Source organism: Proteus vulgaris, assembly GCF_033708015.1.
In the GTDB taxonomy this organism is placed as follows: domain Bacteria; phylum Pseudomonadota; class Gammaproteobacteria; order Enterobacterales; family Enterobacteriaceae; genus Proteus.
On sequence record NZ_CP137920.1, the window covers coordinates 1,455,773 to 1,482,201 of the forward strand.

The following is a 26,429-nucleotide window of genomic DNA, read 5'->3' on the forward strand; positions in this document are numbered from 1 at the left end:
ATTCAATTGATAGTTTTTTCAGGGCAGCGAGTGTTATTAATTCGTTGCTCTATCCATTCGTTAATTTCACTTTCAATAAAAGCAACCGAACGAGAGCCTATTTTAACTTGCTTTGGAAACTCTCCTTTATCTATTAATTTGTAAGTCCATGACTTGCTATATCCTGTTCTATCTAAAACTTCATCCAAACGTAATAATTTATATTCCATCTTTCTCTTCCTTTTGTAATTTCCGTAGGTAATACGATAGGACCATCTTGTCCTGATAGTTCATGTGATTTAGAGGCTTAAACTTCGGTGTGTATTTATCGAGGATCTGAGTGGTTAGTTTGTCGTTGGGTATTCCGTGGCTTCTGAGTTCAATTAAGCATTCCTTTGCTATTTGCCTTCGTGCGTTTTCCATTGCTTGTGCGTTCATAGCCCTTGCCTTTTATTTCTCATTATTACTCTGAGAGAGTTTGGGCAATTTTCTATTTCTACGTTATAAATTGTATTTTTAATTTTAACTCTGTGATTTATTCGAAATCCTTTCTTGCTTTTATCGTGGATATTTAAGGCTGCATTTATTGCCATCTTTTCTATATCATTAACATCACCATGAATTCTGATTTCCATAATTCACCTATATTAATTGAATACTTTCTTCCGCTTGGTCACCACATACATCCCAATCACCATATTTCTCTCTTGCAAATAATTCGAGTCGAGGAACATCTCCGTATAATTCCTCCAAACGATGATGTACCTCTTTTGGCTTTTCGCTGTGCTCACCTAAACATGAATAAATAACTTGTCGAACACTTGCAGATTGACGAGGTAATCCATTACCTCTTGTGGCTATTAAACACATTTCGACATTTTGACGGGTGTAATTACCGCAATTAATTTTTGTCTCATTATTTAATATTTCCATAAAATCGAAAAAGTCCTCTGGCGGTTTTTTATTTATTCTATCTCCTGCATTTTTATTTAATTTAACCCATGCGAACCCGAACATGTTTTTAACTTTAAAATCCCACGCTTCGGCTAATTTAATAGCTTCGAGTGCAAAGTTGCCTGTGTACCACATACAGAGCACAGCGTTATCAGAGGAATATTCAGGTACTTTAATTCGGGTGAGTTTGTGAAATCGAGTGGTATTGTAATGATTATCTGCTGCGCCATTTGAAGATTTGTTATTGTAAGACCAAGGTGGATCAGCGAGAATCAAGTCATACTTTTTCATTCTCATCACCAACGTATTTAATTCTTCCATCCATCATTGCATCAATTATTGTTCGCAATTCCCAACACCAATAAGCAGATTCAACATATATTGATAACTTGCCGTAGTCGTGCTGTTTGCTCTTAATAAATCGTTCTGCGGCTTCTTTGGTTAGATGCGAATTTACTGTTCTGTAATCCCATTTCCAGTAGTAAATATATGAGTCGTCAACAACATCAATGATTGAGTTAGCTTTGTCGTAGTCGCTTAAATTGCTCCATGAGCACTTAGCATCTTCTTCGGATTTAGATTTCAGTGTGTTTTTTGTTTCTTCATTTAGCCAGTCGAACGCATCATTAACATCATCGAAGTATTCACCTTCACAGCAAATACCCACGTTATCATCTTCACTGCCAGTAACGGTTACTTTCTCTCTTACAGTGAAGATAGGGTAAGAGGTTGCATGATAATTAACACCTTCACCTTGATTGTGATATTTAAGCCGCTCAATAAAGTTATTCCATGTTTCGTTATTTAATTCATCACCATCTGCTAGTGATTTAATTTCGCTCATCTGAATACCCCCCCACAAACTATTTCAACATTCCTCACTGACATTAAATATTCAGCACGTTTATTGCATTCCGATTGCGTGTATAAATCTTCCGTTACAGGCACAGCAGAACCCTGTATTAGCATGAGTAATACATATCCGATTATTTGCATGGTTGTTTAATCTAATTTATAGAGTGGTATATTTATTTTTTCACTTCTTTCTTCATTGAGATGGGTATATCCATATTCTTTTATATTATCGAACCCGCTTGATGTTATATAACCAACCGGCTCCAAACCATTAATTAAACTCTCGCGTGATGCTTTCCATATATCAAATGGCGAGATATTGTATAAATCTTTACCATCAGACCATTCCTCAAACTGCCGTCTTGATTTACCCATCACTCCACCTTTTTAAACTCAATCACCCATACCCACTCGTTATTATTCCAGCTGTCTTCGCCGTAAATACCTATCCATGCGTCAGCGAATTTATCGTATGGTGTGAATGTCTCTCCGCCACTGTCTGGGTCGCCATAAGTAGGTATCCACCCAGTAAGCTCAAATCCTTCAGCGTGAGCATCATCCTGTGATATCTCCTGAACTTGCTGAACCCAAACATCAGTAATTTCAATTTTCCCTTTGATATTACCGTCCTTGTCGGCAATGTTGATGATGCTGTTGATTTCACCATATGGAAAAAATTCAAGATGATATCTTTCAAATGGTTCATCAGGGTTACAATCAAGAGGAAAGCACTCTCCAACTTCTGAGGCGATATCGAACACGCGGAGAGTTTCCTTATCAATAGGTCTGCGCGTCTGAGTTTTTCTGCCATCCATGACAGCCGATAACATTGCATCGTTAAACTTGATTCTGTCTTTCATCACTCCACCTTTCTATATCCAGCTTTATATAATCGCTCGGCGTACATATAAGCAGTAGCCATACCTAAATCAATTAATCCTTTATTACCAGCAGAAATAACAGCTGCGATACGTTCTATTTCTTTTTTAGCTATATGCTTACGCTTTTCATCTGCCATTTCCTTCGCCAAATCTGAGCACTCGAAGCAAATATTTGCATTTTTACTGGTAATTAAATTGTCTCTACCCACGTTACCACCACAAAGATTACAAACATTCTTAGGGTCTGGTTCTGGCGGTGTAAATTTCATAAATTGCCCATAATGTGTAAAACTGTTCATATTCATTCCTCTTCATTGCATCCCTGCGAGTTACACTTAATCACCATCTCCGCATCTTCAATGGTGTCGAATAGACCAGCCTCATATCCACAATTAAGGCATTGAATTATGAAACCGTATGTATCTGACGTCTGATCATAAGATTGGATTATTTTTGTTTCATCTCCGCAGTCATGGCATTGATACCGTTTTCCTTTCATATCTATCTCCTGTTTGCATCCTTGCACTGAGTAATGGTTATATCCTTTGGTTAAATCACATAAATAGCGTGGCGTGGGTAGGGGAGTCCAATAGGGGCAAAGGGGATGTCGTCATCGAAATCCATCGGAGGTTCACTTTGTGGTGTTTGTTGTTTAGGTTGTTGTTGCGGTGCTTGCGGTGCTTGCGGTGCTTGCGGTTGCTGAGGTTGTCCCCATCCTTGATTCTGCTGAGGCTTCTGGCTTCCTGCCTGATTACCACTATTACCACCTAGCATCTGCATTGTTCCACCGATATTCACAACAACTTCCGTTGTGTATCGGTCTTGTCCGCTTTGGTCTTGCCATTTACGAGTTTGAAGAGAACCCTCGATATACACTTGTGAACCTTTACGCAGATATTCACCTGCAATTTCTGCTAATTTGCCGAAGATGCACACTCGATGCCACTCAGTTTTTTCTTTCATCTCACCAGTTTGTTTATCACGCCACGATTCCGATGTGGCCAATGTGAGATTTGCAATAGCGCCACCTGATGGCATGTATCGAATTTCAGGGTCTTGCCCCAAGTGACCAATAAGAATACATTTATTCACGCCTTTACTTGCCATATACACTCCATTGATTGCCAAATTGAATGCCTAACTTGTTTAACCCCTGATCCATTACTTCGATGAACTCAGGCACTAACTCGTCGAATTCTTTCATCATTTTTTCGTCACGCTCAACAAGGAAATATGCGATTTCTTTCCCTGCCGGCATGCGTGGGTCAAAATTTGCAAAGTGCCAGATATCCTTACCTGTAACCCACATGGAATATTGAACTTGAGCCACATATTCCTTTTTCATTGCATCGATTCCATTCAATGCTAAGTCTATAAATACGTCCGTGTTATTAGGACATTTAAGCTCCAATCCAGAGCCATCACTGCAAATGCCGTCTGGTGAGCAAGCTATCCGTAGTTGCTCATCTTTAAATATTATTGGCACTTCCTTTGCCGTTAATCCGGTGTAAAACTCGAATGTCATCCTTGCTTCTAATTCGTAGTTTTTACCCCATTCCAGCGTCCTTGCTGATACTTCCTTGTAAACTCCTGTACAGACTTCACCAATAAGGGTGTTTAAATATGTTTTCTTTGTGTCTGTCCATTTTTTCCCTGACTTTGGCTTAGAGATAACCTTCCATGCCTCAGAGGCAGTTACTACACCGAGCCTGATAGACATCCATTCTTCGCTTCCTTGCTCTACTTTGGTTAAATCGATGCCTGTTTTGCTTAGAATGATGTCATTACTAATCATTTCCCTTCTGCCTTTTTCCTTAGCATGTCGATAATGGTATTGGCTTCAAATGCGGTTAATTGCTCTGGATGGGATATTTGATGGTTGAATTTTCTACTAATGAATGCGAAGAATGCGTCACTCCACTCGCCATTAACTTTAATCATCAAATCGGTAATGGTTTTCAGTTGATCTTCGCTTGCTGGCGTTATGTCCTTTGGTTCTTGTTGCTCACTTCCAAAATCAATACCTTCTCCAGCCTCGGTGTTAACATAATCAATAGCCTTATCTAAACGCTCTCTACGTGGCCAGTATTTGGCTGCTTGTTTCACTACTGTTTTTAGGATCATTTGCTCTTCGTCAGTTACCCAAGGGCATGATTTTTTCCTTGATATCCAAGCTTTCCATGCTGTTGAGCGGTCACGGATTGCGTGGATGTCAGCAATAGGCATTGTGTGAGTTAGATAATCCCCATCTTCTGTTTTTACTACCGTGTAAGCTCCGACAATCTCACCTCTCTGTTCCTGAGTGGCAAAGGCGTTGTATTCGTGGCGGGGTGCGGTATCTATTGATGTGAGTTGGAAATTATCATTTTGTCGAACAATGCTTGATTGACACCACTTAATAGCCTGTGATTGTTGAGCAATATGCATCAAGCCCATGTAACTGATATCGAGACATACTTTCTTGTCTCTAGGAACTAGGTAAGCCAACTTTTGCGCTGGGTTTAAACTAATTCCGATAGCTGATACATTCATGATCGCACTACGAACTGACACAAGGTTATTAACTGCAACATTTGCCAGATAATCATTGTTCGCGAATATTTGCATGGCAAATTCAGATTCCCTTTTGAATGCAATGCTTGGCTCGCTACACACTTGTTCGAACTCATTTTTAAGAGGATTTACAACCTCATATATTTTTTGAACTGCATTTGTCACGACATCCTCCTACGTTCCTGATAGCTCTTTAACTCCTTGTAAAGACCATCAATTGTCATATCGAAAACGCTGTCACTCCATTGACTGGTAATATCCTTTGGTAATCCATCAACCACGTTAAATGCGACATTACTTAACTCAGCGTCCTTTGCATCAATCCATGATGCTTCTTCTTGTCTTCGCTCTTCCATTGCGTCAAGTTCATGGTAAGGATTCACGCAACCCTCCTTAGCAGAGCCAGTTTAGAAATAGGAGCATCCTTGCTTGCTTCATTGACAATCCTGTCAATCTCTTCCTTGTCGAACTGCATAATCCATTGCAGTGCTTCCACGGGGTCGATTCCCGTTAATTTAGCCAAGTCAGCGAAACTTCCTATCTCAATACTGAGCTTGCTACTTTCGTCAAATTCCATGACTGTTTTGCCGTCTACTACCCAAGTTCCGTTCGAGTAGCTGTATGAAATTTGCATAATCACCTCAGCTTACAAATGTCGGTATTACGCCAACGGTTGTCACAATGACCACAGCTAAACTGAATAACCATGGGCTTGTACGTTTATTCTTACGTGCTTGAGGCGTAGTGATACGCACCGCCATGCAATCACGCATAGCGCTGTAATAGTTAGTTTTCATTGTTACCTCGCTAGGTGAGCGATAGGGTGGTTATCTGGTGTTGGCGCGGTGGGTTACTGCTTTGCTGGTTCTGGTAATTCCTGCCAGTGAGTTGCTATCACTTCTTGTCCAAGTCGATTAAATCTATTACCCTTCACTCGGCTCGCTTCAACAACATTTCCGTATATTGTTGTGATAAGAACTCGTTTACTTGCTAACGGAAGTTCATCATCACAGCGAATCCAGCCGTTATTATCATTTGCCATTTCCTATGTTCCTTATGTGCGTTTAGAAGTTTTTGGCATGATATTCTTCGAGCAAATTGGCGATATCAGATTCTTTAAATGAACCGCCATGCTCACCGCTTGGCTCTTCTATCCAAAGCTGACCATCACCAAACTGTGAAATAGTCATCTTACCGATAGTTACTGCTTGAATTGGCTTGTTGCGTCCTGCCATCGGATTACTTTCTGCTTCTGTGAATTTCATAATTAATTCCTTATGTGCGTATTCCTCACTATTAATAGTGATATGAATGATTAAGTGGTGGGTTACTGCTGACCGAGGGCTTTTGCGATTACAGCGTCAGTGGTATCTAAATTGTCGTCATCATCTGGTTTATAGCTTGCAATTTTATTGCGAAGTCTTATTAACTGCTCTAATAACTCTGGTGCTGATGCGATTAGATGAGCATCTTCTTCTTTAATTTCAGTGAGAAAGGATGCTACAACGTTATGATTATCATCAATCAAAAGAGAGTTTTTAATTACTCCGCCCCTTAAATGCCACGGCGCTGGACTATGCTTAAACTCCATACATCACCCCCTAGCCTTTAACATTGCATTCATAGCTTCGGCGGCTAGATAATCTCTAAAAGAAATATCAGCCAACATCAATTCTTTAACTTCTGTTTTGTCTGTCATACTCCCTCCGTTATTCCTCTGTTTCATCTGGCTTGACGGCTGTTTCGATATTTACCGGACCATACAATACGCCAACCAGACCAGCGCTTAATTCCCAATAGTCAGGAATGCTGTCATTGAAATATTCAGGTGTAATTAAGTGCTTTCCATCGTCACTCAACCAAGCAAAATCAATATCGTTTGTATTTCGATACCAGAGATATGTCTTTCCATGTTCCATATCTTCAAAATCAACTTCTGGAATGCGCTCCATCTCTATCTCCTATCTATTAATCAACTCACCACAGCCCACTGAATGGACTGTAATTAGTTAACTGTGCCTGCTTTTAACCACGTCAGGCGAGGTGGTTCCTTACTTTCCACAGTCAAGGAAAATTGATATATTGGTTATTCCACAGTCAAAATAAGGAATGTTTTAAATGGGTATGTTTATAGTAAGAGTGGAATTACCTGATGCCGACTATTCAGACTATCAAAAGTTATATGATTTAATGTTCGGATATGGATTCACTAAATATATAACTAGCGATAGTGGCATTAAGTATGACTTGCCTGATGCTGAGTATTATTACAATGGGTCATCTGACATAAACACGGTAAGTGACACTGCCTTTAGGGTGGCTAAGTCGGTTAGACTTTATGCAAAAATTCTTGTAACTGAAGCCAAACTTGTTAAATGGGATGGTCTTAACCGGCACTAATATTTTCTTGCATAATACAATCGGAGCCAACCCCTCCGATTTCTGGTTTATCGTTTTCCAAGTTATGCAGAGCTTCAACAAGGCGACTACCGAGATATTTAATAGTTCCATCTGGTAAGTCGTGCGTATTTTTGTACTTATCTTTGATTAACTCAGCTAATAGCTCTCGAGCTAATTGCTGTGATTCAATCGTAAGGTTTGAAAACTTACTTTCCGACCTCTCTTTGACAAGGAGGTCTTCCATATTCAATTTACTTAACTCTTCAGTTTTTGCCTTAATTACCTCTGCTAAGCCAGTTAAAGTTGCAATAGCCTCTTTTTCTACCTGTTCGATATTCATTTCCTATCTCCTATTTAACGTGCCGTAACCCCGAACTCACGGCTCGGCTGTTTTGTTTTAACTCCTGAAAATATTGCTACATTAGGTAAGCAACAGTTATCTACCGATGGTTGGTATTTAGGTTCAATATTTCTAGTAACCGGTATGTGACTTAATGACAGCGTTTTTTCTACTGATGTAAGTCTTTTCTCCTGAGGAAATACTGATTCTAATTTCAATTCAATATTCTTTTTTGCAATAGCTTCTGCTTTCCGTCTGGCGTGACGTCTATTTGCAGATGATCCACGTAAAAACTCAGGCTTGCGTGACTTTTTAACTGTAATAGTTGCCATATATCCTCCAAACAGTTGGCTTTAATGAGCACAGGGATCGAAACCATGTTATTTCTGTTTATACATGGGATGTTCTCCATGTCGGGGCAAATCTCCCTATGGTGGGGGTGAATACCCTGTACTCATTAAAACCTTCTGAGAAGGTTGACGCTTTATCAGCGCCACCGTTCTGATAGCTAATACACAGCTCGCCATCATCGTTGTTAAAGAACATCAACGTGCTGTGTTCCGTTGATGGATAGTATATTCACAAATTGTGATTTTAATGTCAACCACAAAATGTGTTTATTTGTTTGTTTTTAAATTAAGCTGATGATTTGAAATATAAAATAAATGATAAATAAACACGAAATGTGTTGTTGGTCACATAAGATTGGAATGCAGATCACTTCTTTGGAGGGGTAGAGGCACGAAAAAGCCCTCGCAGGGAGGGCTGGGTGGGGTTAGTGTTTGTTTGGCAGCTCTGGTCTTCTCACTGCTTCAAGAAGTTCATTTATATTATTAAATTTCTTGCGTTTAAGGTATCCAGGTAGGTTCTCTATTGAGTAATTAGCATATAGCCATTTTCTAAATACGCCCAACGCTTCAATTGGATAAATCCATGGCTTTACAAAACTATTAGCAATGGATTGCCTATAATTGCCAGGGAATGTGTGATCATATCGCACTCTTGGCCCATACTTTTTTTCTAATCCATTATCTTCCCAATAGCGTCCCCATATCTGACCAACGCTATTGTCGGGCATTGTTGTATCATCAATAGGAAGCCCTCCATTAATGAGGTGTATTATTAAATCGGCTACTTCTCTAAATACTGAAAAATAATTAGCTGGAAGCTGGTCGTTAAGCATCACCCTTTCTTGGTAGCTAATGAATGATGGATTGAGTTGTTGTTGCGGGTTATATCCTGTCTTCTCATAGATAAATCTAGTGAATGAGTCTCTAGCTAAAATCCTATAACTTTCTCTAGCTTTGTTTTGATTACCTGTACCCGTTGCATCAAGGGCATAATATTCAAGTATCGCCATACACACAGAGCCGGTATATGCGTGATTTTCACCACCAACGCCCCAAATCCTAACTATTAAATCTTTATTTGTATAACCTTGAGCAATCAATGATTCCTGTATTTTTCTTCCTCTAGGTCGGTGTTTCTCCATCTGCCAGTTTGACGCAAGCCCTTGTATGACCGATGGTGCAACACCGCACATCATAGCTAAGCCTCGCATAGTTAAATAGGGTGTTCCATCACTTAACACGCCCATTTGGATACCTTCAATCTCAGCTTCTTTTACTGGTCTAAGTGGTAAATTTAACTGATCACCACTTGACGGTAAATTACCTCTATTCAATTGATTCTCCTAGTTATTTTATGTTCTCCAAATGGGTGTTTTCCACACCCTAAAACGTGTCGTCAGGCCATTGTGACTTGATTACCTTGCCTATGATTGTGCAGTTGCCGTTAATAGGAATCAGGTCGAAACGAGGGTTTAATGGCTCTAGATACTCAATACCACCATCTCTAATCAATCGTTTGAATGTGAATTCATCATTCAGCAGGCGAGCGACACAGAAATCTCCGAACTCAACCTCTTCTTCAGGATCAACCAGAATTAGCATTCCTTCTGGAAAACTTGGTTTTCCTCCTGGTGGTGCTGTCATTGATTGACCTTCAACTTCTAACCAGAAAGATCGCTCACTCGCTTTCTTAGCTGTTGGTATCCACGACACAGCATCTTTCTGAGTGTATGAGTTAAATTCTGTTGAGAAAGCGCCAGCCTGTACCTTCGTGAAGAGAGGGTATTCATAATTCTTGATTACTTGATCACTTTGACTGCCAAACATTAATTCAGCAGGTGATATACCAAGTGCTTCACTTATAACAATTGCATCATCAGCGCTAATCTTACGCTCTCCAAGCTCATAGTTTCCTATTCTGGACGCAGCAGAGTAGCCACACAATTTAGCTAATTGAGCTTGACTTAATCCTCTTGATTCACGAATGGATTTTAACCTTTCGCCAATAACTTCATTTACTTTTTTCATGTATACCTTTTAACACAAACCGTGATAAATGTATTTAAACGTTTTGTGGTTGACAGTTAATCACATATTGTGTGTAATAGGGGTATAAACAAGGAGGATACACACATGAATAACATCGCAGAACAGCGAAAAAAATTGGGAATTTCTCAAGCTGTTTTAGCTTCATCAATAGGGTGGGGGCAGTCTCGCATTGCCAACTATGAGTTAAATATTAGAACTCCTAGCTTAAATGACTGCCGAGCCATTGTTGAAGCATTACAAAAATTAGGGGCAAATTGTTCTTTAGACGACGTTTTTCCTCCAAAAGTAGCTTGATTTCACCACGTTCTTTAACAACCGCAGGGTTTTTGACTGCTACGGAGTCGCTGATAAAGCGACAGATTTACCCACCAAACAATCCGCTCATATGGAATGAGCCACGGATCATTACTGCTGTTCTCTAACGAGAAGTAATCTAAGAAGGAATTTAACAAATGGAACTATCAAACGAACGCAAATTTCGAGAAATCGAATCAAAAATCATGAAAGGGATACTTGTTACTGGCGCTAGAGAAGTAGCGAAAAGAACGGGTATTCACGAATCACAGATATCTCGCTGGCAATCTCAACAATCTAAAACGCAATTAAGCTTCATACAACGTTGTGCAAGGCTTTTAGTTGCTATTGGGTATGAGACACCAGATGACACAGTGATATTGCAAGGTGATGAGGCTAGGGCATTAATTCAGATGCTTGAACATGTCAAAGCACCAAAAAGAAAAACCTCAACCACTGCGAATGGTGAGGCTTCTCAACAAATAGACTTAACCATTTAACTTAACAAATACACTGTATCAATAACCAGTAATTACGACAAGAGAAATTTAGGTTTCTCTTGTCTTATACAGCTAATTAATGGAGTAATTATATATGAATTCTGTTTACTTAACAAATAGATATGGAGGTCGCTAGGTATGAGCGTTGGTCACTTAGGTGAAATGAAATTCAACCGTGAAGTATCCAAGACCGAATCTCTTCCAACTAACTTCAGGGTTGAGGGCTGGGTTTATATTCTGAGCAATGAGTATATGCCGGGCATATATAAAGTCGGAATGACAACTATCTCGCCAGAAAACAGAGCCAAAGAGCTATCCTCCGCAACTGGCGTTCCAGACAAATTTAAAGTTGAAGCATCTTTTTACTCTGAATTTCCTAGTAATGATGAGTCCACTGTTCATGACTATCTGGACAAATACAGAATAAATGAGTCTCGAGAGTTCTTTAAATGTGATTTAGAAGAAATTATTGAAACTTGTGAGGAAGTCTGCATTGCGAGAGTCGGGGATAAAGTTGAAGTGTTGGCTGACTCATACGACATCATATGCACTGAAAGTCTAGATAAATTACATCTTGGCGAGTTATTTGACTCTCTTAACGTTAGTGTTTTTGGTTGCAAAGTTGCCACAGCAGAAAGATTAATAAGACTTGCTGTTCACTTTTGCTCGAAGAGATTTAACACCTCTCATGCCCTCTACTTCAAAGAGGATACAGCTTATTTAATGCAAAGCTTAATAGGTCAAAACTTAGAGGAATGGAAGAAACATAACCCTGAATTAGCAAACAGATCGGAGGTGCCTTTCTAATGGCTAGAGCAAGAAATATTAAACCAGGCTTTTTTACTAATGATGACCTTGCTGAATGTGATCCATTTGCACGAATCCTATTCGTTGGTTTATGGACCATTGCAGATAGAGAAGGTCGCTTAGAAGATAAGCCACGTAAAATTAAAGCAATGGTTTTGCCATACGATGACGTTGATTGTGAAAAATTACTCGCACAACTACACAGTAAAAACTTTATTACCAGATATGCAGTAGATGGAAATGAGTTTATTCAGATTAACAACTGGAAGAAACATCAGAACCCTCACGTAAAAGAAGCGGCTAGTGAAATACCAGAACAAGTAATGCAACCTACTGAAAACAAAGGAGCACCAGAAGAGCACCATACAAGCACAGTACAAGAACCAGAAGAGCACACAACAAATCCTGCTGATTCCCTTAACCTGATTCCTGATTCCCTTAACCTGATTCCTAATAACACCCAAGCCGAAAACACGGCTTGTCCTAGTGAGCCAGAAAATCAATCTGCAAGTATTCACCAAATGTCGAGCAAGTATGCATTCGAGGGAGAAGTGATCCGCTTAAACCACAAAGACTTTGCTGAATGGCAATCGCTGTATTCAAACATCGACTTGGTGCATGAGCTAAAACGACTGGATATCGAGTTCAGAGCCGCTAAGCCTAAAAACTGGTTTATCACTGCAAGCCAGAAGTTAAATTACCAAAACAAGAACTCAGGTAATTCATGGAAAGCCACGCCACCTAAGCGAGCTGTAAACGAGAATTTTGCATCCAAGGACTACGGTAAAACGGATGCGCCAACATGGATGAATTAAATCATGAACCTATCAGACAAAATCGAGCAAATCGAAAGGCAACTTGAAAACCTAAGTAAACCGCCAGCAGAAATACCGAACACCGAAGTAACGATTGTTGAATTAACCTGCTCTAAGCATGGCGCATATCAAGCCAGAACTCGCTCAAGTAAAACCGCGATATCAATTCCATCACGACCAACACCTTGCCCACACTGTCTCGTGGAGGAGCTGGAAGCCTTGAAGATCGAACAGCGTGATTATGACATGCGTTTCAAGAAGAAACTTACAGAGAAACTCCTTGATGAACTTCATGTACCAGAGCGCTTTAAATCTTGCACATTGGATAACTACGAGGCTGTGAACAAGGACGCTCAATACAATCTCAATGTCTGCAAAGCCTATGTTAAAAAATGGGAAGATCGCCTAAAAAATGGCGGTGGTTTAGTGATGTGCGGAAAGCCTGGTACTGGTAAAAATCATCTGGCATTAGCTATTGCGAAAAGTGTCGTTGAGGATTATCAAAATTCTGCGCTATTCACGACGGCCTTACGAATTGCAAGAAAGTTTAAATCTACTTGGAGTAAGGACTCTACCGAAACAGAGTTTGAAGTTATTCGGATTTACACAAAACCAGATTTGTTAATCATTGATGAAGTTGGTGTGCAGTTTGGCACTGAGGCGGAAAAGTTGATCCTATTTGAAATCATCAACACTCGTTACGAGAAGATGAAACCAACAATCCTAATCAGCAACCAAACTAGAGAGGAGTTAGGCGCATTCATTGGAGAGCGAGTTATTGACAGGATGAATGACGGCGGTGGTTGCACGCTGGCTTTTACATGGGATAGCTACCGAACCAGAAAACAAGTCGCTTAACACGCAAGAGGATTTTTAAATGAAAGCAACAACGTTAATAGAGAGAGGCATCTAATGCAGGGAATTAATTGGGTTAAGGTGAGCGAGAGATTGCCTGATGACCGCACTCAAGTAATTCTTTGGGACGCCGACCTTGAAGAAGTTAACAGTGGTCACTACAGCCACAAAACAGGGTTATTTTATAGCTGTGGTCGCACTATCGAAAATGAAATTACACATTGGTGTATTCCGCCACTCCCACCAATGCCAGAGGGTGAATGATGAAGTATTACAAACAACATCCAGTAACGTTCAAGCATTTTCTTCACAGGCCAACATGGGCGGCAACAGCGGGATATGATTTTAATTTCATTGACTGTATGGCGTATGTTGCAGATTCATATAGTGAATATATGAAAACTCGTGATTGGTTGTTTTGGCTAGATAGTGAGATTAGAGAGTTACCTATGACTCTATTGACGTTGTTTTTCATGCTATCAATTGCGCTATCAACGCCATTTCTTTACCCATTCTACAGCATAGTAACGTACATAAATTGCAAGCGAAGCAAAAAAGATGAAATAACAGAAATTGTTGATACAAACATTTCAGTTTGGCTGCGTGATTTTGATAGGCGAGGATAGTTATGGACGAACTCAAGAAATGCCCTGAATGTGAATCAACAAAAGTTGGTGTCGCCAAAAAACTGAAATACCCAATGTGGTTTGTAATTTGTCATTGTTGTGAATATCGAGACATGGCGCAACCATCAGAGCAGGAAGCCATAGCAGCATGGAACAGGAGAGCTAACAGTGAGTGATATAGGAGGTTAACTTGGAAGCAGATTTTCTCTTCCACGAATCAACCAAAAATACCGCATGGCAACACCTCAAAGAAGTTCTAGCAACAAACCAACCACACCGAATCATTATCAAGCCTTGGAAAAACAAGCGTTCACTATCTCAGAATTCCACTTTTCATTTGTGGTGCTCAGAGATAAGTAAATACCTATGTAAGAACAACGCCAATTACACACCAGAAACCGTTAAGGAAATGCTTAAGCATACATTCCTAGGTTATGAGGTTGTCGATATGGTTGACGTTACTACACAGCTTACAGAGCGCGTAAGGACACTTCGGAAAACATCAAAACTTGATACGGGTGAAATGTTCCACTTCATGGAGCAGGTTGAGCGCTGGTCGGTAGGTATAAATTGTTTCGTGACGATACCTGATAACAGTGAGTATATGAAATTGAAAAGGAAGCAAGAAGAATGACAGACAACGTAAATAACCCACCACACTATGCATCAGGTGATATTGAGTGCATAGATGCCATAAAAGCCAGTATGACCAAAGAGGCGTTTCTAGGCTATCTAAAAGGTAATATTCAAAAATATGTCTGGCGATACGAAAAGAAAATTAACCCAGTCGAAGATTTGAAAAAGGCTCGTTGGTATATGGAACGGATGGTTAGTGAGATGGAGGGCGGAAGCAATGGCTAAGAGAAATAACGCATTAGAGAACATGAAAAAGTGGATGGAGGTTATCCCTCAATGTTTACAGCCACAAAATAAGCAATCTGAAAACGAGGTAAAGGCGAAACAAAGTGATAAGCCGTTACCATCCGGACAAAGACGAGTGCTGTCATTTATTAAAAATTTCATCTCTGAAAATAAATATCCTCCAACGAGAGGGGAAATAGCCGAGCACTTTAAGTGGAAGTCGGCTAATGCAGCTCAAACCCATATTGAAGCGTTGACTAAGAAGGGGTTTTTAATCGCTAAAGTTGGGATTAGCAGAGGGCTTGTTGTTACTGGAAAAGACTCTTGTGTTTATTGCCGGTCATGCAATAGACAGCTAACAGATGATGAAATTTACGTTTGCGACGAGTGCGTAAATGAATATCCGCATCTTGAGGTGATGGAAATAGTGAAAGGAGAGGGAGATGCAGAAGCTAAGGCGACGGCGCTGTAAAATATGCCGAGAATGGTTTATTCCAAAGCAGAGCTTTCAAAATTGGTGTAGCCCGGAACATGGATTTGAATTATCCGAGCAACGAAGGAATAAAGATAGAGAAAAAGCATTAGCAAAACTTAAAAAGGAGAACCAGGAAAAAGAACGAGAAGCAAAAGACAAACTCAAAGCCCGCAAGTTAGAAGTAAAACCCCTCTCATATTTCAGACAACAAGCCCAAGCAGCATTTAATCAATTCATCCGACTTCGAGACCGTAATGAGCCATGCATTAGCTGTGGTGAAACCAACCCCCCCTGATCTCCATGGTGGTCAATGGGACTGCGGTCATTTTTTGTCTGTTGGTGCTCACCCTGAACTCCGATTTGAGGAGAAAAACGCATACAAACAATGCAAATCATGTAATGCAGGAGCCGGTAAATTCTCGCATAAAAATGCCACCGTCACTCAGAAATACGAGCTGCGGCTGGTTGAAAGGTTTGGGTTGGAGTTAGTTGACTGGTTACGTGGTCCGCATGAGATACCGCACTGGAAACGAGAGGATTACATCCGAATCCGCGATAAGTACAGAGCCAAAGTGAAGGAACTGAAGAAAAAAGGAGACCTAAATGTGTAAGTGCAAGGTTGCCGGATGTGATCGCCAAGCCATGTATAAATCGCAGATGGTTTGCCAAATGCATTATTTCAGGATGATGAGAACCGGAAGCTACGAAAAGAAAATACGGTCGCTCAGAACTCATAATGCGAAAGGGTATCAGATGCTATACCTGCCAGATCATCCATTGGCAATGAAAAACGGATATGTATATGAACACCGCGTCGTTATGCATCAGTTACATAGTGATAACCCAATGAATTGCAATAAGTGTGGGAAAACGATTGATTGGAGTACGGTGCACGTAGACCACATCAATGAAGATGTTAAAGATAATTCGCCAGAAAATCTTAGGTTCTTATGTAACGGATGTAATGTGATGAGAACTAGAAAGCATCAGAAAGAATACACCAAGAAAAGGAGAGTGGGTATTACATGTAATGGAATAACATTGACGGCAACAGAGTGGAGCAGAATGCCCAATGTTAAAGTTTCAAGAGGAACAATTTCCAGAAGAATAAAAAATGGCTCATCACCGTATGACGCTATTTATGGAGAAAAAGAGACGCACATATCAACTATCCCTGAAAGTGGCTACACCCCTAAATATAAAAATGCCCACGTTGAGTCCTGCATATCCCACTACCGAGCCAAGTTAAAGGAGCTGAAGAATGACTCCTGATGCATGGTTTGCAGTTATAACTTGGGGGATTTTATTGTTTGTTTGGATTCCTTACAACTACCTCAGGTATAGGCGAAATATACGGATAGCAAAAGCAAAAAGAAGAGCTTACATATTCGCATCTAAGTATAGAACGGTAAAGGAGCTGAAAGATGTTCACTGACTTAATCACAGCTATTGAAGAAGCAAGATATTTAAAATCCAGATCAGGCGGTCGAGTTAACTTCTGTGTAATGCAGGTTATGGACTATATGGAAGTGGTAAGCGGGCTGATGGATGGTGTTAGGATTTTATATACAACTGCGAATGATGATTATCACACAGTATTACCGGAGGCGAGATGAGCTATATCGGAGAAAAGGAATTAACGGATGAGCAATTTCGCTGGCTAGATGGATGGTTAGAGCTTTGGGGTGCATGGGTTCAATCAGGTCGGTCTGGACGCATGATAAACATGATTTATAAGTTTATGAAGACGGTCGAACCGAATACAGCCCCATCAAGACCTATGTGCAATGACGATGAAGGAATGTTGATTTCTCAGGTCGTAGATTCAGTCATCGCCACTGACACACAGGCTTATGGAATATTACTCAGTTATTACGCTCACGGTTCATCTAAGTTGTCGATTGCATCTTACTATCACCGAGTTGCAAAACCACGCAAAATGCAAACGAGAGGGGGAAATAGATTTAAAAAGCCATCACTTGGAACTTGCAGAAATGATGTTGATGCAAAACTCAAAGCTGCACAGTGGTTGTTATACGAACCTCTGCGAAATGCAATGAATAATCGCAAACGTGTGGCTAAAGTGAAGAAAATAACTGAACTTTGCTATTGACTTATAATATCAAATTAGCAATACTAATCAGGTAAGTTGCTTTACGTGACTCTTAAGTTTACTTACCTCATTCAAGACCTCGCTACGGCGGGGTTTTTTGTTATCTGAACTCAGTCATTGGCTGGGTTAAAAAATATACACACTCTTCATTTTGGAGAGTTGTGTGATTAGGGACACCTGATGATGTTTTGGTCGACGGATATCTGGTGTCCCTAGCTATTGCTATGTACCAAAAAAGAATAACAAAGCACACTTGTCATCCGTGCTTTTGGGCGGGGTTAATTGTTTTTTCATCGGTCTGTCGCCAAACAAATGCCGAAGAAATTAACAATTAATCCCGTTTCGTTTTCCAATCTGGTGTAATTCCACTATTTTAATCCCCCCTAATTCGAGGGTGTTACCTTCATTGATGAGGGTAACATAGGTTAAGTTATTGATATTTATCCAGAGTGCTTATTTGCATTGTGGATATCCAACTCTCCGGAATTACCGGATAGTTCACATGTTCGGTTATTCCGAACTACTGACTGAAGGCAACCCCCTGCGTGGGCTATATAGTTGATCGCCAACAACAATAAATCCCTTATTTATCCATTGCGTGATTTGTTGTGGTTTTACTTCGCAAGCTCTAGCAAATTCAGCGTTATTCCCGTTGTAATGCAATTTTATATATTCTTGTAGTGGCATGATTAGCACTCTACTTCTTGTAATTTACGATTAACGCAGTATGCGATATAAACAGTACCCTGCTCATCAAATGACTCTGCACAGTCATAGCCTAGTTTGTGGGCTAAAATGCCTTGAAACTGTTGGATAGCCCAGTTTGCCTGTCCGTCATCTTCGTAGCTGTGTTCATATTCACTAATGTTTGTCGTTCCATCTAATAAATCAGCTAACTCACTATCATCAACATCGATACTAAAATCATCACGCATCATACTGAAAACATCTTGAACAGCATTTTCATCAGTATCGTGCTCATAGAAAAAACGACTTGCACGGATAACGTTATTGACATCTAGATTGTATTGAAAATTACAACGACCCGCTAAATTGTAGTCGTTATCTTCACTGCCAAAAAAAAGACACCCTTTGAAGAATGGCGCGTAGTGAACAGAGTCTTTAACTTCGTCGATTTTAGTTGCTGATGCGTGAGTGATAATCATTTTTGTATTCCTTAATCTTGTTTGTATGAATATATGGTAAAGCGTTTTACTTTATATGTAAAGTGTTTTACTTTATATTTTATTTAATATTTGATGTAAGTCACATTCAGAAGATCGCTTAGGCGGTCTTTTTTCGTATATGCCGACCACAGAATCAATCACACACTAATCACTTCACATAAGAGCTGTGAGTCGGCGTTCTATTAACTAATCAGGACTACATATATGCAAGAGCCGTTAACAGGCACAGCAACCGCCTCGTTAGCGGGTGTCTCTATTGTAGGTCTCTATTCAGGTATGGACGCAGGCGTTGTTATCGGTGCGTTCGCAGGGGCGGTGATATTTGTATTGTCCGCTCATGATATCCGGCTGTTAAAGCGATGGGCATATTTCACGGTTGCATTTGCTATCGGGATATTAGGCGCTGATTTCATGTCGTCACTGCTGAGTGGCATTGTCGGAGATAGAGAAGTCGATCGCTCTGTTGGTGCAATGTTCTCATCGGCTGGTTTGGTTGGTGTGTTGGTAACAATATCTAAACCTGGTGCTCTCACCGACAGTATTAACAACGTTATTAACAACCTGATAGATAAATTCAGAGGAGGTGGAAGATGACCATCTCAATGTTTTGGATTTACGTCAATTTTTTCTCATGCTTATTCGCTGTTATTCGTCTTGTTAACTATGAGCGTAACGGCGCTAAATACAAATTTTTTCCGTCACTTATAGCATGGGTTCTCATTGTTATGCTTGGTTCTATCCCACTACGCATATTAACGAATGACTACGCCCATGCAGATCCATTTGAGGTTGGAATCAATATCACGCTATGCGCACTAATAATTCTTAGTCGTGGGAATGTGATGCAAATATTTAGAGGGGTTAGTAAAAATGACACTCGGTGAGAAACAACGCAAGTTCACTCGCATGATTGCGGACTTAATTATTTTTGCCTACAACAACGGATATGAGCTGACATTCTCGGAAGCATACCGAACACCAGAGCAGGCGCAGTTAAATGCCAAATCAGGTTCCGGTATTAAAAATAGCTTACACACCCAACGCCTAGCTGTGGATTTCAACCTATTTAAAGACGGTAAATATCTAACGGCATCAAGTGACCATAAATTACTTGGTGAATACTGGGAATCTATTGGTGGTACGTGGGGAGGTCGATTCAATGACGGCAATCACTACTCGTTAGAGCACAATGGCGTTAAATGATATGAACACGCTAACTAAGGTATTAGCTGGACTACTGGCAATATCCGCATTCTGGCTATGGTGGGTAACAGATGATTACGACAAACTGAGAAAAGATTACAACACAGCAACCAATCAGTTATCTCGCCAAAACTCAATCACAGAAAACGCCAGCCGCACATTCAGGATTATCAATAATGTCTCATCACTTAATAGCGAAGAGCGGAATAGGTCAGCCGTGGATTCTGAAAAAGTTAAAACGGTTATCAAAACTGTTCTTATCAATAATGATTGCGCCAATACTGCTATTCCTAATGACGCTCTTATCAGGATGCACGACTATTCAGAAAGAATACGTGCCAATGGAGCACATAGCGATACCGGCACACCTAACCGCTGATTGTCTATTGCCCTACATACCAGAGCAAATGACATGGGGAGAATCGTTAATGTTAAACATCTCCCTGTTATCGGTTATTGAGCAATGTAACTCAGACAAGAAAGCAATACGGGAAATTGAACAACAAAGACAGGTGATGAAATGAGCATAGAGTCTGAATTGGCTTACTTAAAGTCAGCTAAAAATAAGGTTCTTGAATTCATTGATGAGACACCTGCTGAAAATGTTATCTCTCTAGCGAGTTGGAAATCCCAGTTAGCTAAATTGGATAAGAAGATAAATGAACTAGAACAACGAGCCTCCAATAGCGGGGCTTTTTAATGCCTACAGGAGTATCAAATGCAACCACATCAACAACGAGTAGTAGATGAGAAATCTGAGTTAGACGACAAAATCACAAAGCTGACAACTTTCATTAATGGCGATATCTGCAAGACGCTAGAGCATCGCGACCAAGAGTTATTGAGCAATCAATTAGGTCATATGCGCAGTTACTCTGAAACTTTATCTCAGCGCATTGAGCGATTCTAAAGAACAACCCCGACAAGGTTAGATAAATCGTTTATCCATTAAGGAGAGTGATCACTATCTTGACTGCTAGGAACAGACTAGAAGTGGCTTAGCAGTGTATCGCTAAGCTGCGAGCTAAATCGCATTTCACCATGTGCACCACATGCACACACATCTAAAAGCATCGAGCCGTTATTTAGGAATGAGCCTTTGAGGTGATCAGTTATAGCTGATACTGCTTCGATGGGCTGATTTCCTATGTGGCAAGGGTTCATTACTAAGTAAGGACAGTATCATGTCAGATAAATTAGTTTTTAAAGGCAATGAAGTTATCCCATTTGACAATGGTGATGGAAAGGTTTGGTTTACCAACAAACAGCTTTCAGAGTTACTTGAGTATAAAGATGAATCATCTGTGACTCGTATCTTTAATCGAAACAAAGATGAATTTACCGATGGTATGTCTCAGACGGTCAACTTGACCGTTAGCAATAAAAACAACGAGATACAAAATAAGAGGGTAAGAATATTTTCGATTAGAGGCGCTCACTTGGTAGGGATCTTATCTAAGACAGATGTAGCGAAAGCCTTGCGTCGATGGTTGCTTGATCTAGCAGAAAAAGAGTCAAAACCACAAACGGGGTTAGCAAACCTTGATATGAATGAGCTTAAAAGCCTGACTATCAATGAGATGCAAAATAGATTAGTGGCAGCCGATAGTTGGTCGTTCGAGAACTTTGGCAGGAAAGGTAGTGACTTAATGAATTTACGCAAGCGTCACTTAAAGAAAATACGCAAAGCGAAGAAGGCAATTAAAGAACTATCACAATTAACCTTACCTGATATGGGCGAATTTCCAGATGGAGAAGAGCCGGCATGAACCACGAACAATTCATAGAGCAGAACGTACTGGCCGAGTTAAAAAACCTCGGCTTTTCTTTACCTGTTTGTCGTAGAGCGAGCTACATGGCGGTAGATCATTATCGCCGAAGCTCTCAAGCAAGTAGAAAAGGGCGAATGTTTGACGACTGCTTACATATTGCCAAGGTGTGGGCAAGTAAGTTTGCTAAGGAGAAAGTATGACCAAACAAGAAAAAGCAAACTTATCCATTCTCTATCGTCAATTACAGCAATCACTTGAATACTTACATTGCGGCAGGGTTGATGATGGGTGGATAGTTGCTGAAATCGTCGAGCGAGAGTTAGGCAAGCTAGTCAACAAACAGAAAACCAAATAGGCCCTAGTGGCCTTTTTTATTGGGTGGAATATGAAAACAGGAACACTGCATTACAAAATGACACTGCGCCGTTATATGTATCCATTGTTTATTATCGGCGCTTTAATTAACAGCACTTGGTTAATGAAGCTCTGTTTTAAGAAAGAAATTGTGTTTAAAGAAATTTAAAGGAATGGATATGGCACTGACAGTTAAGCAAGAAAAATTCTGTCAGGCATACGTCGAAACAGGTAATGCGTCTGAAGCTTATCGAATGGCGTATGCCACAGATAAAATGAAGGCAACCTCAATAAACTCAAAAGCGTATGAATTGTTGAATAACGGTGAGGTTACGGTGAGGGTTGCGCAACTTCAACAAGAGCACAGGACAAAGCACGACATTACTGTTTCTGATTTACTTAAAGAGCTGGAAGAGGCTAGACAAAAAGCACTATCCGCAGAAACCCCTCAGGCATCAGCGGCAGTGGCGGCAACAATGGGCAAGGCTAGATTAACTGGCTTGGATAAAGTTGTTATCGATCTAACCGCTGACGTGAAAGTCGAGAATCGTTCTATCAAGGATATATTCGATGGCTAACCCTTACTTTAAACCATTTGCAAAAAGCGCCCCCTATAAGGTGGCTTACGGTGGTCGAGGTAGCGGTAAGTCTTATTTCTTTGCAGAGTTAGCGATTGAAGTATCACGTAGAGTCAAAACAGTTATTCTGTGTACTCGTGAGTTTCAGGGTTCGATTAGTGACTCAGTACATAAGTTGCTTTGTGAAACCATCGACAGGTTAGGCTACACGAACGAGTTCGAGATACAAAAGAACACAATTATTCACCTTGGCACTGGCGCTTCATTCGTATTTGCTGGTATCAAAAATAACGTCAATAAGATTAAATCAATTCAAGGTGTAGGTATTTGCTGGATAGAAGAAGCTGAGGCGGTAGTTAAAGACTCATGGGAAGTATTGCTCCCCTCCATTCGTGGTGATAAAAACGCTGAGATATGGGTAAGCTTCAACCCGAAAAACATTCTTGATGACACTTACCAGAGATTCGTTGTTAAGCCACCAGAGGGTGCAATAGTCCTCAAAGCTAATTACGATGTTAATCCCCACTTTTACGACACACCACTTCCTAAGCAAATGGAAGAGTGTAAAGAACGTGATCCTGAGTTATACCGACATATCTGGCTAGGCGAACCGGTTGCAGACTCCGCTTTAGCAATTATCAAGCCTGCGTGGATTGAGGCGGCTGTCGATGCGCATATCAAATTAGGATTTGAGCCAAGAGGTAAGCGAATTGTCGGATTCGACGTTGCTGATGATGGTGGCGACTCAAACGCAACAATATTGCGACACGGCTCAGTAGCTATCGAAGTTAACGAGTGGCGAGGTCAAGATATCATTTGGAGCACAGACCACGTTTATACCTATGCTGAAAAAGTCAATGCTGACACAGTTATATACGACAGCGTGGGGATGGGGGCTGGCGTTAAGGCTCAATTTAATCGTAAAGATAATCGCATTGTTACTGTTGGGTTTAATGCTGGCGCTTCCGTAGAGAAGCCAGAAAGTAACTATAAGCCTGGAAAAACCAATAAGGACATGTTCTCCGATTTGAAAGCGCAGCAATGGCAATTAGTTGCTGACCGCTTCTATAACACTTGGAGGGCTATCGAGCATGGCGACAAATTCACCGATGACCAGTTAATCAGCATATCCAGTGAGATGAAAGATATCGAATACCTCAAAGCCGAGTTATCACGCCCTCAAGTCGATTATGACAGTAACGGACGCGTAAAGGTTGAGAGTAAAAAGGATATGAAGAAACGTGGCATACCAAGCCCCAATAAAGCCGATGCGTTCATTATGGCGTTCTCTAGCGCTAAACAACCATTCCGTATTCCAGACGAGATACTCCGATGAGCAAGAGTAAAAAAACACAACAGCCTGTCGGAAAACAACCGTTCAGGATTAAAGATATTGATTTAGAAAAAGCTTCCACATCAGGTGAAGAGAAAAAATATGCTCACTTCGAGCGATATGAGCCATTGCCTGGTGTAGTTCCTGAATCTAAAAAGGAAGCTGTATTTGCAATGGATGCCACGCCATACGATATGCTTAATACGATGTCGATTGGTGATGAGTATTCAGGGTTTCGTGGATACCCACAGTTAGCGGCAATGTCTCAGCAAGTTGAATACTCTAATATGCACAGCGTATTCGCTGATGAGATGACCCGTAACTGGATTGAAGTTAAAAGTCGTAAAGAGGGCGATCCTGATATTGAACTGATGGAAAACGCACTTGTTAAATATGATGTAAAGCGATTAATTCACGATGCGGTTAAGCAAGACTCTCAGTATGGTGTTGCTCATGTTTACATTGATACTGGTGCAAAGACAGATGATGAGTTGGAGAAGCCTTTATTCTTAGACCCAAGGAAGATACCAAAAGGATCACTAAAAGGCCTTAGAGTTGTTGATCCGACTTGGATTTATCCTGCCATGTACAACACGCAGTGGCCGTTAGCTGATAATTTCTATAAACCAAGCGCGTGGTTTGTTATGGGCAAAACAGTTCATGAATCAAGGTTTATGGACATTGTTAGTCGACCAGTGCCAGATATTCTCAAGCCGTCATACAACTTTGGCGGGTTATCTCTCACTCAGTTAATGGAGGATTACGTTGTTGACTGGCGTGATGCTAAGAAAAACGTAATTAAGATACTCCGCACATTGAGAATGAGGGCGCTTAAAACTGATATGGACGCGCGGTTACAAATGCCTGGCGAGTTTGATAAACGCATCAAGATGTTTACGCAATATCAGGATAACTTCGGTATTTGGGCAATAGATACAGAAGAAGATTTAATTCACATGCAAACTTCGCTAAGTGAATTATCCAATCTGCTATCAAACTATCAGGATCAACTATGTATTCCTTCGCGCATCACCAATTTAAAACTGTTAGGGAACGCTCCTGCAGGCTTAAATGCCTCGGGCGAGTCAGAGTTATCAACGTGGCATGAAACTGTGTCAGGGTATCAGGACGGAAATCTAAGACGACCTTTAGAGAATATCTTCAAGATTATCCAACTTTCAGAGTTTGGAGAAATAAAAGAGGATATTTACTTTGAGTTCAGGCCGCTTGATGAGATTAGCGAAAAAGAACGCGCTGAAATCACGAAGATTCGCGTTGATGCTGTGGCGGTTGCTGCTGACAGTATGTTGGTTAGCTCAGAGGAAGCCAGAGATGCTCTCAAGGGTATAGAGGGTGCAGGTTTCGAAAATTTGGATGGTGATTATGAACCAGAAAACGACGAGACTGAAGCCTATTAACTATAATGCTGGCAATATCAAGTGGTATCAAAGGCAGTTGCTAGCCGAAATTAGAGAAATGAACGATGAGGTTATGCGCGAAATAGTTAACGCTATTCTCAGTAATCCTCTCGCTCAGGATGCTAATTTAGCTATGGATGCTAACCCTGTTACTTTTATCAAAAGGCTGCTTGATTCTCTAGCAAGGAAATGGGTTGACCGATTCATTAATAAGGCACTTCCAATATCAGATGAGTTAATGGATAAAACGCAAGATGCAGTCGATAGAGGTTTATTGGCTGCAGCTAGGCGCGAATCTATGACTATCAATATGCAATGGACAGACGCCATGTTAGAGAAGCGTGAGGCGATCATTGCTGAGAATGTTTCTCTTATCCGCTCCATCCCTGAGAAATACTTTACTGAAGTAGAAGGTATGGTATATCGCGCCGTTGCTCGTGGCGGTGATAGAAAAATGCTTGCTGATGAAATTGAGCGTAATTTTGGCAAGCGTCACGGCATTACACGGCGAAGGGCTGAGTTTATCGCTCGTGACCAAACACGCAAGGCAACAAGTGCGTTATCTGCAGCAAGGCAACAAGCTGCTGGTATCGTTGAGGCTGAGTGGGTGCATAGTGGCGGTGGTAATAAACCTCGCCATAGTCACGTTAAAGCAGGTCGAGAAAGAAAGCGATTTAAGCTATCTGAAGGCTGTTTGATTGATGGTGAATATATTATGCCAGGTCAACTGCCTAATTGCGGTTGCGTATGGCGACCCGTGTTGCCGTTCTAATAACAGATCACTTCGGTGGTCTTTTTTTATGGGTGAAATAAATACTATGCAGAGACACATAGTTATAAGCGTTATCGGGATAAGCCCTAAAGGAATGATTGAAAG

52 protein-coding genes and 1 pseudogene are annotated in these 26,429 nt (G+C 40.6%); 30 read left to right on the plus strand and 23 right to left on the minus strand.

Annotated features, from left to right (window positions below):
- Positions 1–2 precede the first annotated feature (2 nt).
- The 17 genes from SB028_RS06725 to SB028_RS06805 form a co-directional block, all read right to left on the minus strand.
- Positions 3–209: a helix-turn-helix transcriptional regulator gene (locus SB028_RS06725; protein WP_161669813.1), complete on the minus strand. Its 207-nt coding sequence runs from the start codon at positions 207–209 to the stop codon at positions 3–5.
- Between the two features lie 204 nt (positions 210–413).
- Complete coding sequence (locus SB028_RS06730) at positions 414–614, minus strand: hypothetical protein (protein ID WP_318859973.1); 201 nt, start codon at positions 612–614, stop codon at positions 414–416.
- A gap of 7 nt (positions 615–621) precedes the next feature.
- The gene (locus SB028_RS06735; RefSeq protein ID WP_318859974.1) at positions 622–1,224 is read right to left on the minus strand and encodes an MT-A70 family methyltransferase; all 603 of its coding nucleotides are present in this window, start codon (positions 1,222–1,224) and stop codon (positions 622–624) included.
- Positions 1,211–1,777, minus strand: a complete 567-nt coding sequence (locus tag SB028_RS06740) for a hypothetical protein (protein WP_318859975.1) — start codon at positions 1,775–1,777, stop codon at positions 1,211–1,213. Before SB028_RS06740 ends, SB028_RS06735 begins: the two co-directional genes overlap by 14 nt.
- A gap of 158 nt (positions 1,778–1,935) precedes the next feature.
- Positions 1,936–2,163, minus strand: a complete 228-nt coding sequence (locus SB028_RS06745) for a hypothetical protein (protein ID WP_318859977.1) — start codon at positions 2,161–2,163, stop codon at positions 1,936–1,938.
- Entirely contained in the window at positions 2,163–2,648 is a 486-nt protein-coding gene (locus tag SB028_RS06750) for an ASCH domain-containing protein (RefSeq protein ID WP_318859978.1), read from the minus strand. Before SB028_RS06750 ends, SB028_RS06745 begins: the two co-directional genes overlap by 1 nt.
- The gene (locus SB028_RS06755) at positions 2,648–2,968 is read right to left on the minus strand and encodes a hypothetical protein (RefSeq protein WP_318859980.1); all 321 of its coding nucleotides are present in this window, start codon (positions 2,966–2,968) and stop codon (positions 2,648–2,650) included. Before SB028_RS06755 ends, SB028_RS06750 begins: the two co-directional genes overlap by 1 nt.
- 250 nt (positions 2,969–3,218) lie before the next feature.
- Positions 3,219–3,776, minus strand: a complete 558-nt coding sequence (locus SB028_RS06760; RefSeq protein WP_172767685.1) for a single-stranded DNA-binding protein — start codon at positions 3,774–3,776, stop codon at positions 3,219–3,221.
- Complete coding sequence (locus tag SB028_RS06765; RefSeq protein ID WP_159287667.1) at positions 3,766–4,464, minus strand: lambda exonuclease family protein; 699 nt, start codon at positions 4,462–4,464, stop codon at positions 3,766–3,768. The genes SB028_RS06760 and SB028_RS06765 overlap by 11 nt, the downstream gene beginning before the upstream one ends.
- Entirely contained in the window at positions 4,461–5,276 is an 816-nt protein-coding gene (locus tag SB028_RS06770) for a recombinase RecT (RefSeq protein ID WP_318859982.1), read from the minus strand. The genes SB028_RS06765 and SB028_RS06770 overlap by 4 nt, the downstream gene beginning before the upstream one ends.
- 107 nt (positions 5,277–5,383) lie before the next feature.
- Positions 5,384–5,605, minus strand: coding sequence for a hypothetical protein (locus SB028_RS06775; RefSeq protein WP_216483069.1), 222 nt, complete (start codon positions 5,603–5,605; stop codon positions 5,384–5,386).
- Complete coding sequence (locus SB028_RS06780) at positions 5,602–5,856, minus strand: hypothetical protein (protein ID WP_318859986.1); 255 nt, start codon at positions 5,854–5,856, stop codon at positions 5,602–5,604. Before SB028_RS06780 ends, SB028_RS06775 begins: the two co-directional genes overlap by 4 nt.
- A 7-nt stretch (positions 5,857–5,863) precedes the next feature.
- Positions 5,864–6,019, minus strand: coding sequence for a hypothetical protein (locus tag SB028_RS06785; protein ID WP_170110775.1), 156 nt, complete (start codon positions 6,017–6,019; stop codon positions 5,864–5,866).
- Between the two features lie 53 nt (positions 6,020–6,072).
- Entirely contained in the window at positions 6,073–6,264 is a 192-nt protein-coding gene (locus SB028_RS06790; RefSeq protein WP_063693272.1) for a DUF551 domain-containing protein, read from the minus strand.
- Positions 6,265–6,286: 22 nt separating this feature from the next.
- Positions 6,287–6,487, minus strand: a complete 201-nt coding sequence (locus SB028_RS06795; protein WP_069367902.1) for a hypothetical protein — start codon at positions 6,485–6,487, stop codon at positions 6,287–6,289.
- Between the two features lie 62 nt (positions 6,488–6,549).
- On the minus strand, positions 6,550–6,813 hold the full coding sequence (locus tag SB028_RS06800) for a hypothetical protein (protein WP_069367903.1): 264 nt from the start codon (positions 6,811–6,813) through the stop codon (positions 6,550–6,552).
- A 118-nt stretch (positions 6,814–6,931) separates the two neighbouring features.
- Positions 6,932–7,174: a hypothetical protein gene (locus tag SB028_RS06805; RefSeq protein WP_069367904.1), complete on the minus strand. Its 243-nt coding sequence runs from the start codon at positions 7,172–7,174 to the stop codon at positions 6,932–6,934.
- Positions 7,175–7,340: 166 nt separating this feature from the next.
- Between SB028_RS06805 and SB028_RS06810 the strand changes: the two genes are divergently transcribed.
- Complete coding sequence (locus tag SB028_RS06810; protein WP_318859991.1) at positions 7,341–7,622, plus strand: DUF2622 domain-containing protein; 282 nt, start codon at positions 7,341–7,343, stop codon at positions 7,620–7,622.
- Here SB028_RS06810 and SB028_RS06815 read toward each other — a convergent pair.
- The 4 genes from SB028_RS06815 to SB028_RS06830 form a co-directional block, all read right to left on the minus strand.
- Positions 7,609–7,962, minus strand: coding sequence for a hypothetical protein (locus SB028_RS06815; RefSeq protein WP_318859992.1), 354 nt, complete (start codon positions 7,960–7,962; stop codon positions 7,609–7,611). The genes SB028_RS06810 and SB028_RS06815 overlap by 14 nt on opposite strands.
- A 14-nt stretch (positions 7,963–7,976) precedes the next feature.
- Complete coding sequence (locus tag SB028_RS06820) at positions 7,977–8,294, minus strand: hypothetical protein (protein ID WP_318859994.1); 318 nt, start codon at positions 8,292–8,294, stop codon at positions 7,977–7,979.
- A 443-nt stretch (positions 8,295–8,737) separates the two neighbouring features.
- Positions 8,738–9,646, minus strand: coding sequence for a hypothetical protein (locus SB028_RS06825; protein ID WP_318859995.1), 909 nt, complete (start codon positions 9,644–9,646; stop codon positions 8,738–8,740).
- A gap of 49 nt (positions 9,647–9,695) precedes the next feature.
- On the minus strand, positions 9,696–10,340 hold the full coding sequence (locus SB028_RS06830; RefSeq protein ID WP_318859996.1) for a LexA family transcriptional regulator: 645 nt from the start codon (positions 10,338–10,340) through the stop codon (positions 9,696–9,698).
- 105 nt (positions 10,341–10,445) lie between these two features.
- On the opposite strand from SB028_RS06830, the gene SB028_RS06835 reads away from it, so the two are divergent.
- From SB028_RS06835 to SB028_RS06905, 15 genes and pseudogenes are all read left to right on the plus strand, one after another.
- The gene (locus SB028_RS06835) at positions 10,446–10,655 is read left to right on the plus strand and encodes a helix-turn-helix transcriptional regulator (RefSeq protein ID WP_004247477.1); all 210 of its coding nucleotides are present in this window, start codon (positions 10,446–10,448) and stop codon (positions 10,653–10,655) included.
- 158 nt (positions 10,656–10,813) lie between these two features.
- A complete protein-coding gene (locus SB028_RS06840; protein ID WP_260282495.1) occupies positions 10,814–11,155 on the plus strand; it encodes a lambda phage CII family protein in 342 nt (113 codons plus the stop codon).
- Between the two features lie 138 nt (positions 11,156–11,293).
- The gene (locus SB028_RS06845; protein ID WP_318859560.1) at positions 11,294–11,962 is read left to right on the plus strand and encodes a GIY-YIG nuclease family protein; all 669 of its coding nucleotides are present in this window, start codon (positions 11,294–11,296) and stop codon (positions 11,960–11,962) included.
- Positions 11,962–12,777, plus strand: a complete 816-nt coding sequence (locus SB028_RS06850) for a hypothetical protein (RefSeq protein WP_318859559.1) — start codon at positions 11,962–11,964, stop codon at positions 12,775–12,777. The genes SB028_RS06845 and SB028_RS06850 overlap by 1 nt, the downstream gene beginning before the upstream one ends.
- 3 nt (positions 12,778–12,780) lie before the next feature.
- Positions 12,781–13,635: an ATP-binding protein gene (locus SB028_RS06855; RefSeq protein ID WP_318859557.1), complete on the plus strand. Its 855-nt coding sequence runs from the start codon at positions 12,781–12,783 to the stop codon at positions 13,633–13,635.
- Between the two features lie 54 nt (positions 13,636–13,689).
- Positions 13,690–13,896: a DUF551 domain-containing protein gene (locus SB028_RS06860; RefSeq protein WP_318859556.1), complete on the plus strand. Its 207-nt coding sequence runs from the start codon at positions 13,690–13,692 to the stop codon at positions 13,894–13,896.
- Positions 13,893–14,258: a hypothetical protein gene (locus SB028_RS06865; protein ID WP_318859555.1), complete on the plus strand. Its 366-nt coding sequence runs from the start codon at positions 13,893–13,895 to the stop codon at positions 14,256–14,258. Before SB028_RS06860 ends, SB028_RS06865 begins: the two co-directional genes overlap by 4 nt.
- 2 nt (positions 14,259–14,260) lie before the next feature.
- Entirely contained in the window at positions 14,261–14,434 is a 174-nt protein-coding gene (locus SB028_RS06870; protein WP_318859554.1) for a Lar family restriction alleviation protein, read from the plus strand.
- 14 nt (positions 14,435–14,448) lie between these two features.
- Positions 14,449–14,892: a YbcN family protein gene (locus SB028_RS06875; RefSeq protein WP_318859553.1), complete on the plus strand. Its 444-nt coding sequence runs from the start codon at positions 14,449–14,451 to the stop codon at positions 14,890–14,892.
- The gene (locus SB028_RS06880) at positions 14,889–15,119 is read left to right on the plus strand and encodes a DUF3310 domain-containing protein (protein ID WP_318859551.1); all 231 of its coding nucleotides are present in this window, start codon (positions 14,889–14,891) and stop codon (positions 15,117–15,119) included. The genes SB028_RS06875 and SB028_RS06880 overlap by 4 nt, the downstream gene beginning before the upstream one ends.
- A complete protein-coding gene (locus tag SB028_RS06885; protein WP_318860000.1) occupies positions 15,112–15,591 on the plus strand; it encodes a hypothetical protein in 480 nt (159 codons plus the stop codon). The genes SB028_RS06880 and SB028_RS06885 overlap by 8 nt, the downstream gene beginning before the upstream one ends.
- A pseudogene (locus tag SB028_RS06890) lies at positions 15,563–16,205 on the plus strand (recombination protein NinG). The gene SB028_RS06885 and the pseudogene SB028_RS06890 overlap by 29 nt, the downstream one beginning before the upstream one ends.
- A gap of 142 nt (positions 16,206–16,347) precedes the next feature.
- The gene (locus SB028_RS06895; protein ID WP_318859549.1) at positions 16,348–16,866 is read left to right on the plus strand and encodes an HNH endonuclease signature motif containing protein; all 519 of its coding nucleotides are present in this window, start codon (positions 16,348–16,350) and stop codon (positions 16,864–16,866) included.
- 152 nt (positions 16,867–17,018) lie between these two features.
- Positions 17,019–17,210, plus strand: a complete 192-nt coding sequence (locus SB028_RS06900; RefSeq protein ID WP_318859548.1) for a hypothetical protein — start codon at positions 17,019–17,021, stop codon at positions 17,208–17,210.
- Positions 17,207–17,707 (plus strand): antiterminator Q family protein, encoded by a 501-nt coding sequence (locus SB028_RS06905; RefSeq protein WP_161752100.1) that lies wholly within the window; start codon positions 17,207–17,209, stop codon positions 17,705–17,707. Before SB028_RS06900 ends, SB028_RS06905 begins: the two co-directional genes overlap by 4 nt.
- A gap of 510 nt (positions 17,708–18,217) precedes the next feature.
- On the opposite strand, the gene SB028_RS06910 is transcribed toward SB028_RS06905, so the two are convergent.
- Both SB028_RS06910 and SB028_RS06915 read right to left on the minus strand, forming a co-directional pair.
- Entirely contained in the window at positions 18,218–18,394 is a 177-nt protein-coding gene (locus SB028_RS06910; RefSeq protein WP_310989978.1) for a hypothetical protein, read from the minus strand.
- Positions 18,395–18,396: 2 nt separating this feature from the next.
- Positions 18,397–18,873, minus strand: coding sequence for a hypothetical protein (locus SB028_RS06915; RefSeq protein WP_318859546.1), 477 nt, complete (start codon positions 18,871–18,873; stop codon positions 18,397–18,399).
- 225 nt (positions 18,874–19,098) lie between these two features.
- On the opposite strand from SB028_RS06915, the gene SB028_RS06920 reads away from it, so the two are divergent.
- The 14 genes from SB028_RS06920 (at position 19,099) to SB028_RS06985 (ending at position 26,324) form a co-directional block, all read left to right on the plus strand.
- Positions 19,099–19,488: a putative holin gene (locus tag SB028_RS06920; RefSeq protein WP_004916901.1), complete on the plus strand. Its 390-nt coding sequence runs from the start codon at positions 19,099–19,101 to the stop codon at positions 19,486–19,488.
- 8 nt (positions 19,489–19,496) lie between these two features.
- A complete protein-coding gene (locus SB028_RS06925) occupies positions 19,497–19,778 on the plus strand; it encodes a phage holin family protein (protein WP_226693055.1) in 282 nt (93 codons plus the stop codon).
- A complete protein-coding gene (locus tag SB028_RS06930) occupies positions 19,765–20,097 on the plus strand; it encodes a M15 family metallopeptidase (protein WP_318619889.1) in 333 nt (110 codons plus the stop codon). Before SB028_RS06925 ends, SB028_RS06930 begins: the two co-directional genes overlap by 14 nt.
- Complete coding sequence (locus tag SB028_RS06935) at positions 20,084–20,476, plus strand: hypothetical protein (protein WP_318859544.1); 393 nt, start codon at positions 20,084–20,086, stop codon at positions 20,474–20,476. Before SB028_RS06930 ends, SB028_RS06935 begins: the two co-directional genes overlap by 14 nt.
- A gap of 141 nt (positions 20,477–20,617) precedes the next feature.
- Entirely contained in the window at positions 20,618–20,797 is a 180-nt protein-coding gene (locus SB028_RS06940) for a hypothetical protein (protein WP_318859543.1), read from the plus strand.
- An 18-nt stretch (positions 20,798–20,815) separates the two neighbouring features.
- A complete protein-coding gene (locus SB028_RS06945) occupies positions 20,816–21,007 on the plus strand; it encodes a crAss001_48 related protein (protein ID WP_318859542.1) in 192 nt (63 codons plus the stop codon).
- Between the two features lie 274 nt (positions 21,008–21,281).
- Entirely contained in the window at positions 21,282–21,866 is a 585-nt protein-coding gene (locus SB028_RS06950) for a hypothetical protein (protein WP_318859541.1), read from the plus strand.
- Entirely contained in the window at positions 21,863–22,069 is a 207-nt protein-coding gene (locus SB028_RS06955) for a hypothetical protein (RefSeq protein ID WP_318859540.1), read from the plus strand. Before SB028_RS06950 ends, SB028_RS06955 begins: the two co-directional genes overlap by 4 nt.
- Positions 22,066–22,224: a hypothetical protein gene (locus tag SB028_RS06960; protein ID WP_318859539.1), complete on the plus strand. Its 159-nt coding sequence runs from the start codon at positions 22,066–22,068 to the stop codon at positions 22,222–22,224. The genes SB028_RS06955 and SB028_RS06960 overlap by 4 nt, the downstream gene beginning before the upstream one ends.
- A 30-nt stretch (positions 22,225–22,254) precedes the next feature.
- Entirely contained in the window at positions 22,255–22,392 is a 138-nt protein-coding gene (locus tag SB028_RS06965; RefSeq protein ID WP_161748292.1) for a hypothetical protein, read from the plus strand.
- Between the two features lie 10 nt (positions 22,393–22,402).
- Complete coding sequence (locus SB028_RS06970; RefSeq protein WP_196571439.1) at positions 22,403–22,801, plus strand: terminase small subunit; 399 nt, start codon at positions 22,403–22,405, stop codon at positions 22,799–22,801.
- The gene (locus tag SB028_RS06975) at positions 22,794–24,137 is read left to right on the plus strand and encodes a PBSX family phage terminase large subunit (RefSeq protein WP_318860002.1); all 1,344 of its coding nucleotides are present in this window, start codon (positions 22,794–22,796) and stop codon (positions 24,135–24,137) included. Before SB028_RS06970 ends, SB028_RS06975 begins: the two co-directional genes overlap by 8 nt.
- Entirely contained in the window at positions 24,134–25,552 is a 1,419-nt protein-coding gene (locus tag SB028_RS06980) for a DUF1073 domain-containing protein (RefSeq protein WP_318860003.1), read from the plus strand. Before SB028_RS06975 ends, SB028_RS06980 begins: the two co-directional genes overlap by 4 nt.
- Complete coding sequence (locus SB028_RS06985; RefSeq protein ID WP_318860004.1) at positions 25,518–26,324, plus strand: phage minor head protein; 807 nt, start codon at positions 25,518–25,520, stop codon at positions 26,322–26,324. The genes SB028_RS06980 and SB028_RS06985 overlap by 35 nt, the downstream gene beginning before the upstream one ends.
- The last annotated feature ends 105 nt before the right edge of the window (positions 26,325–26,429 follow it).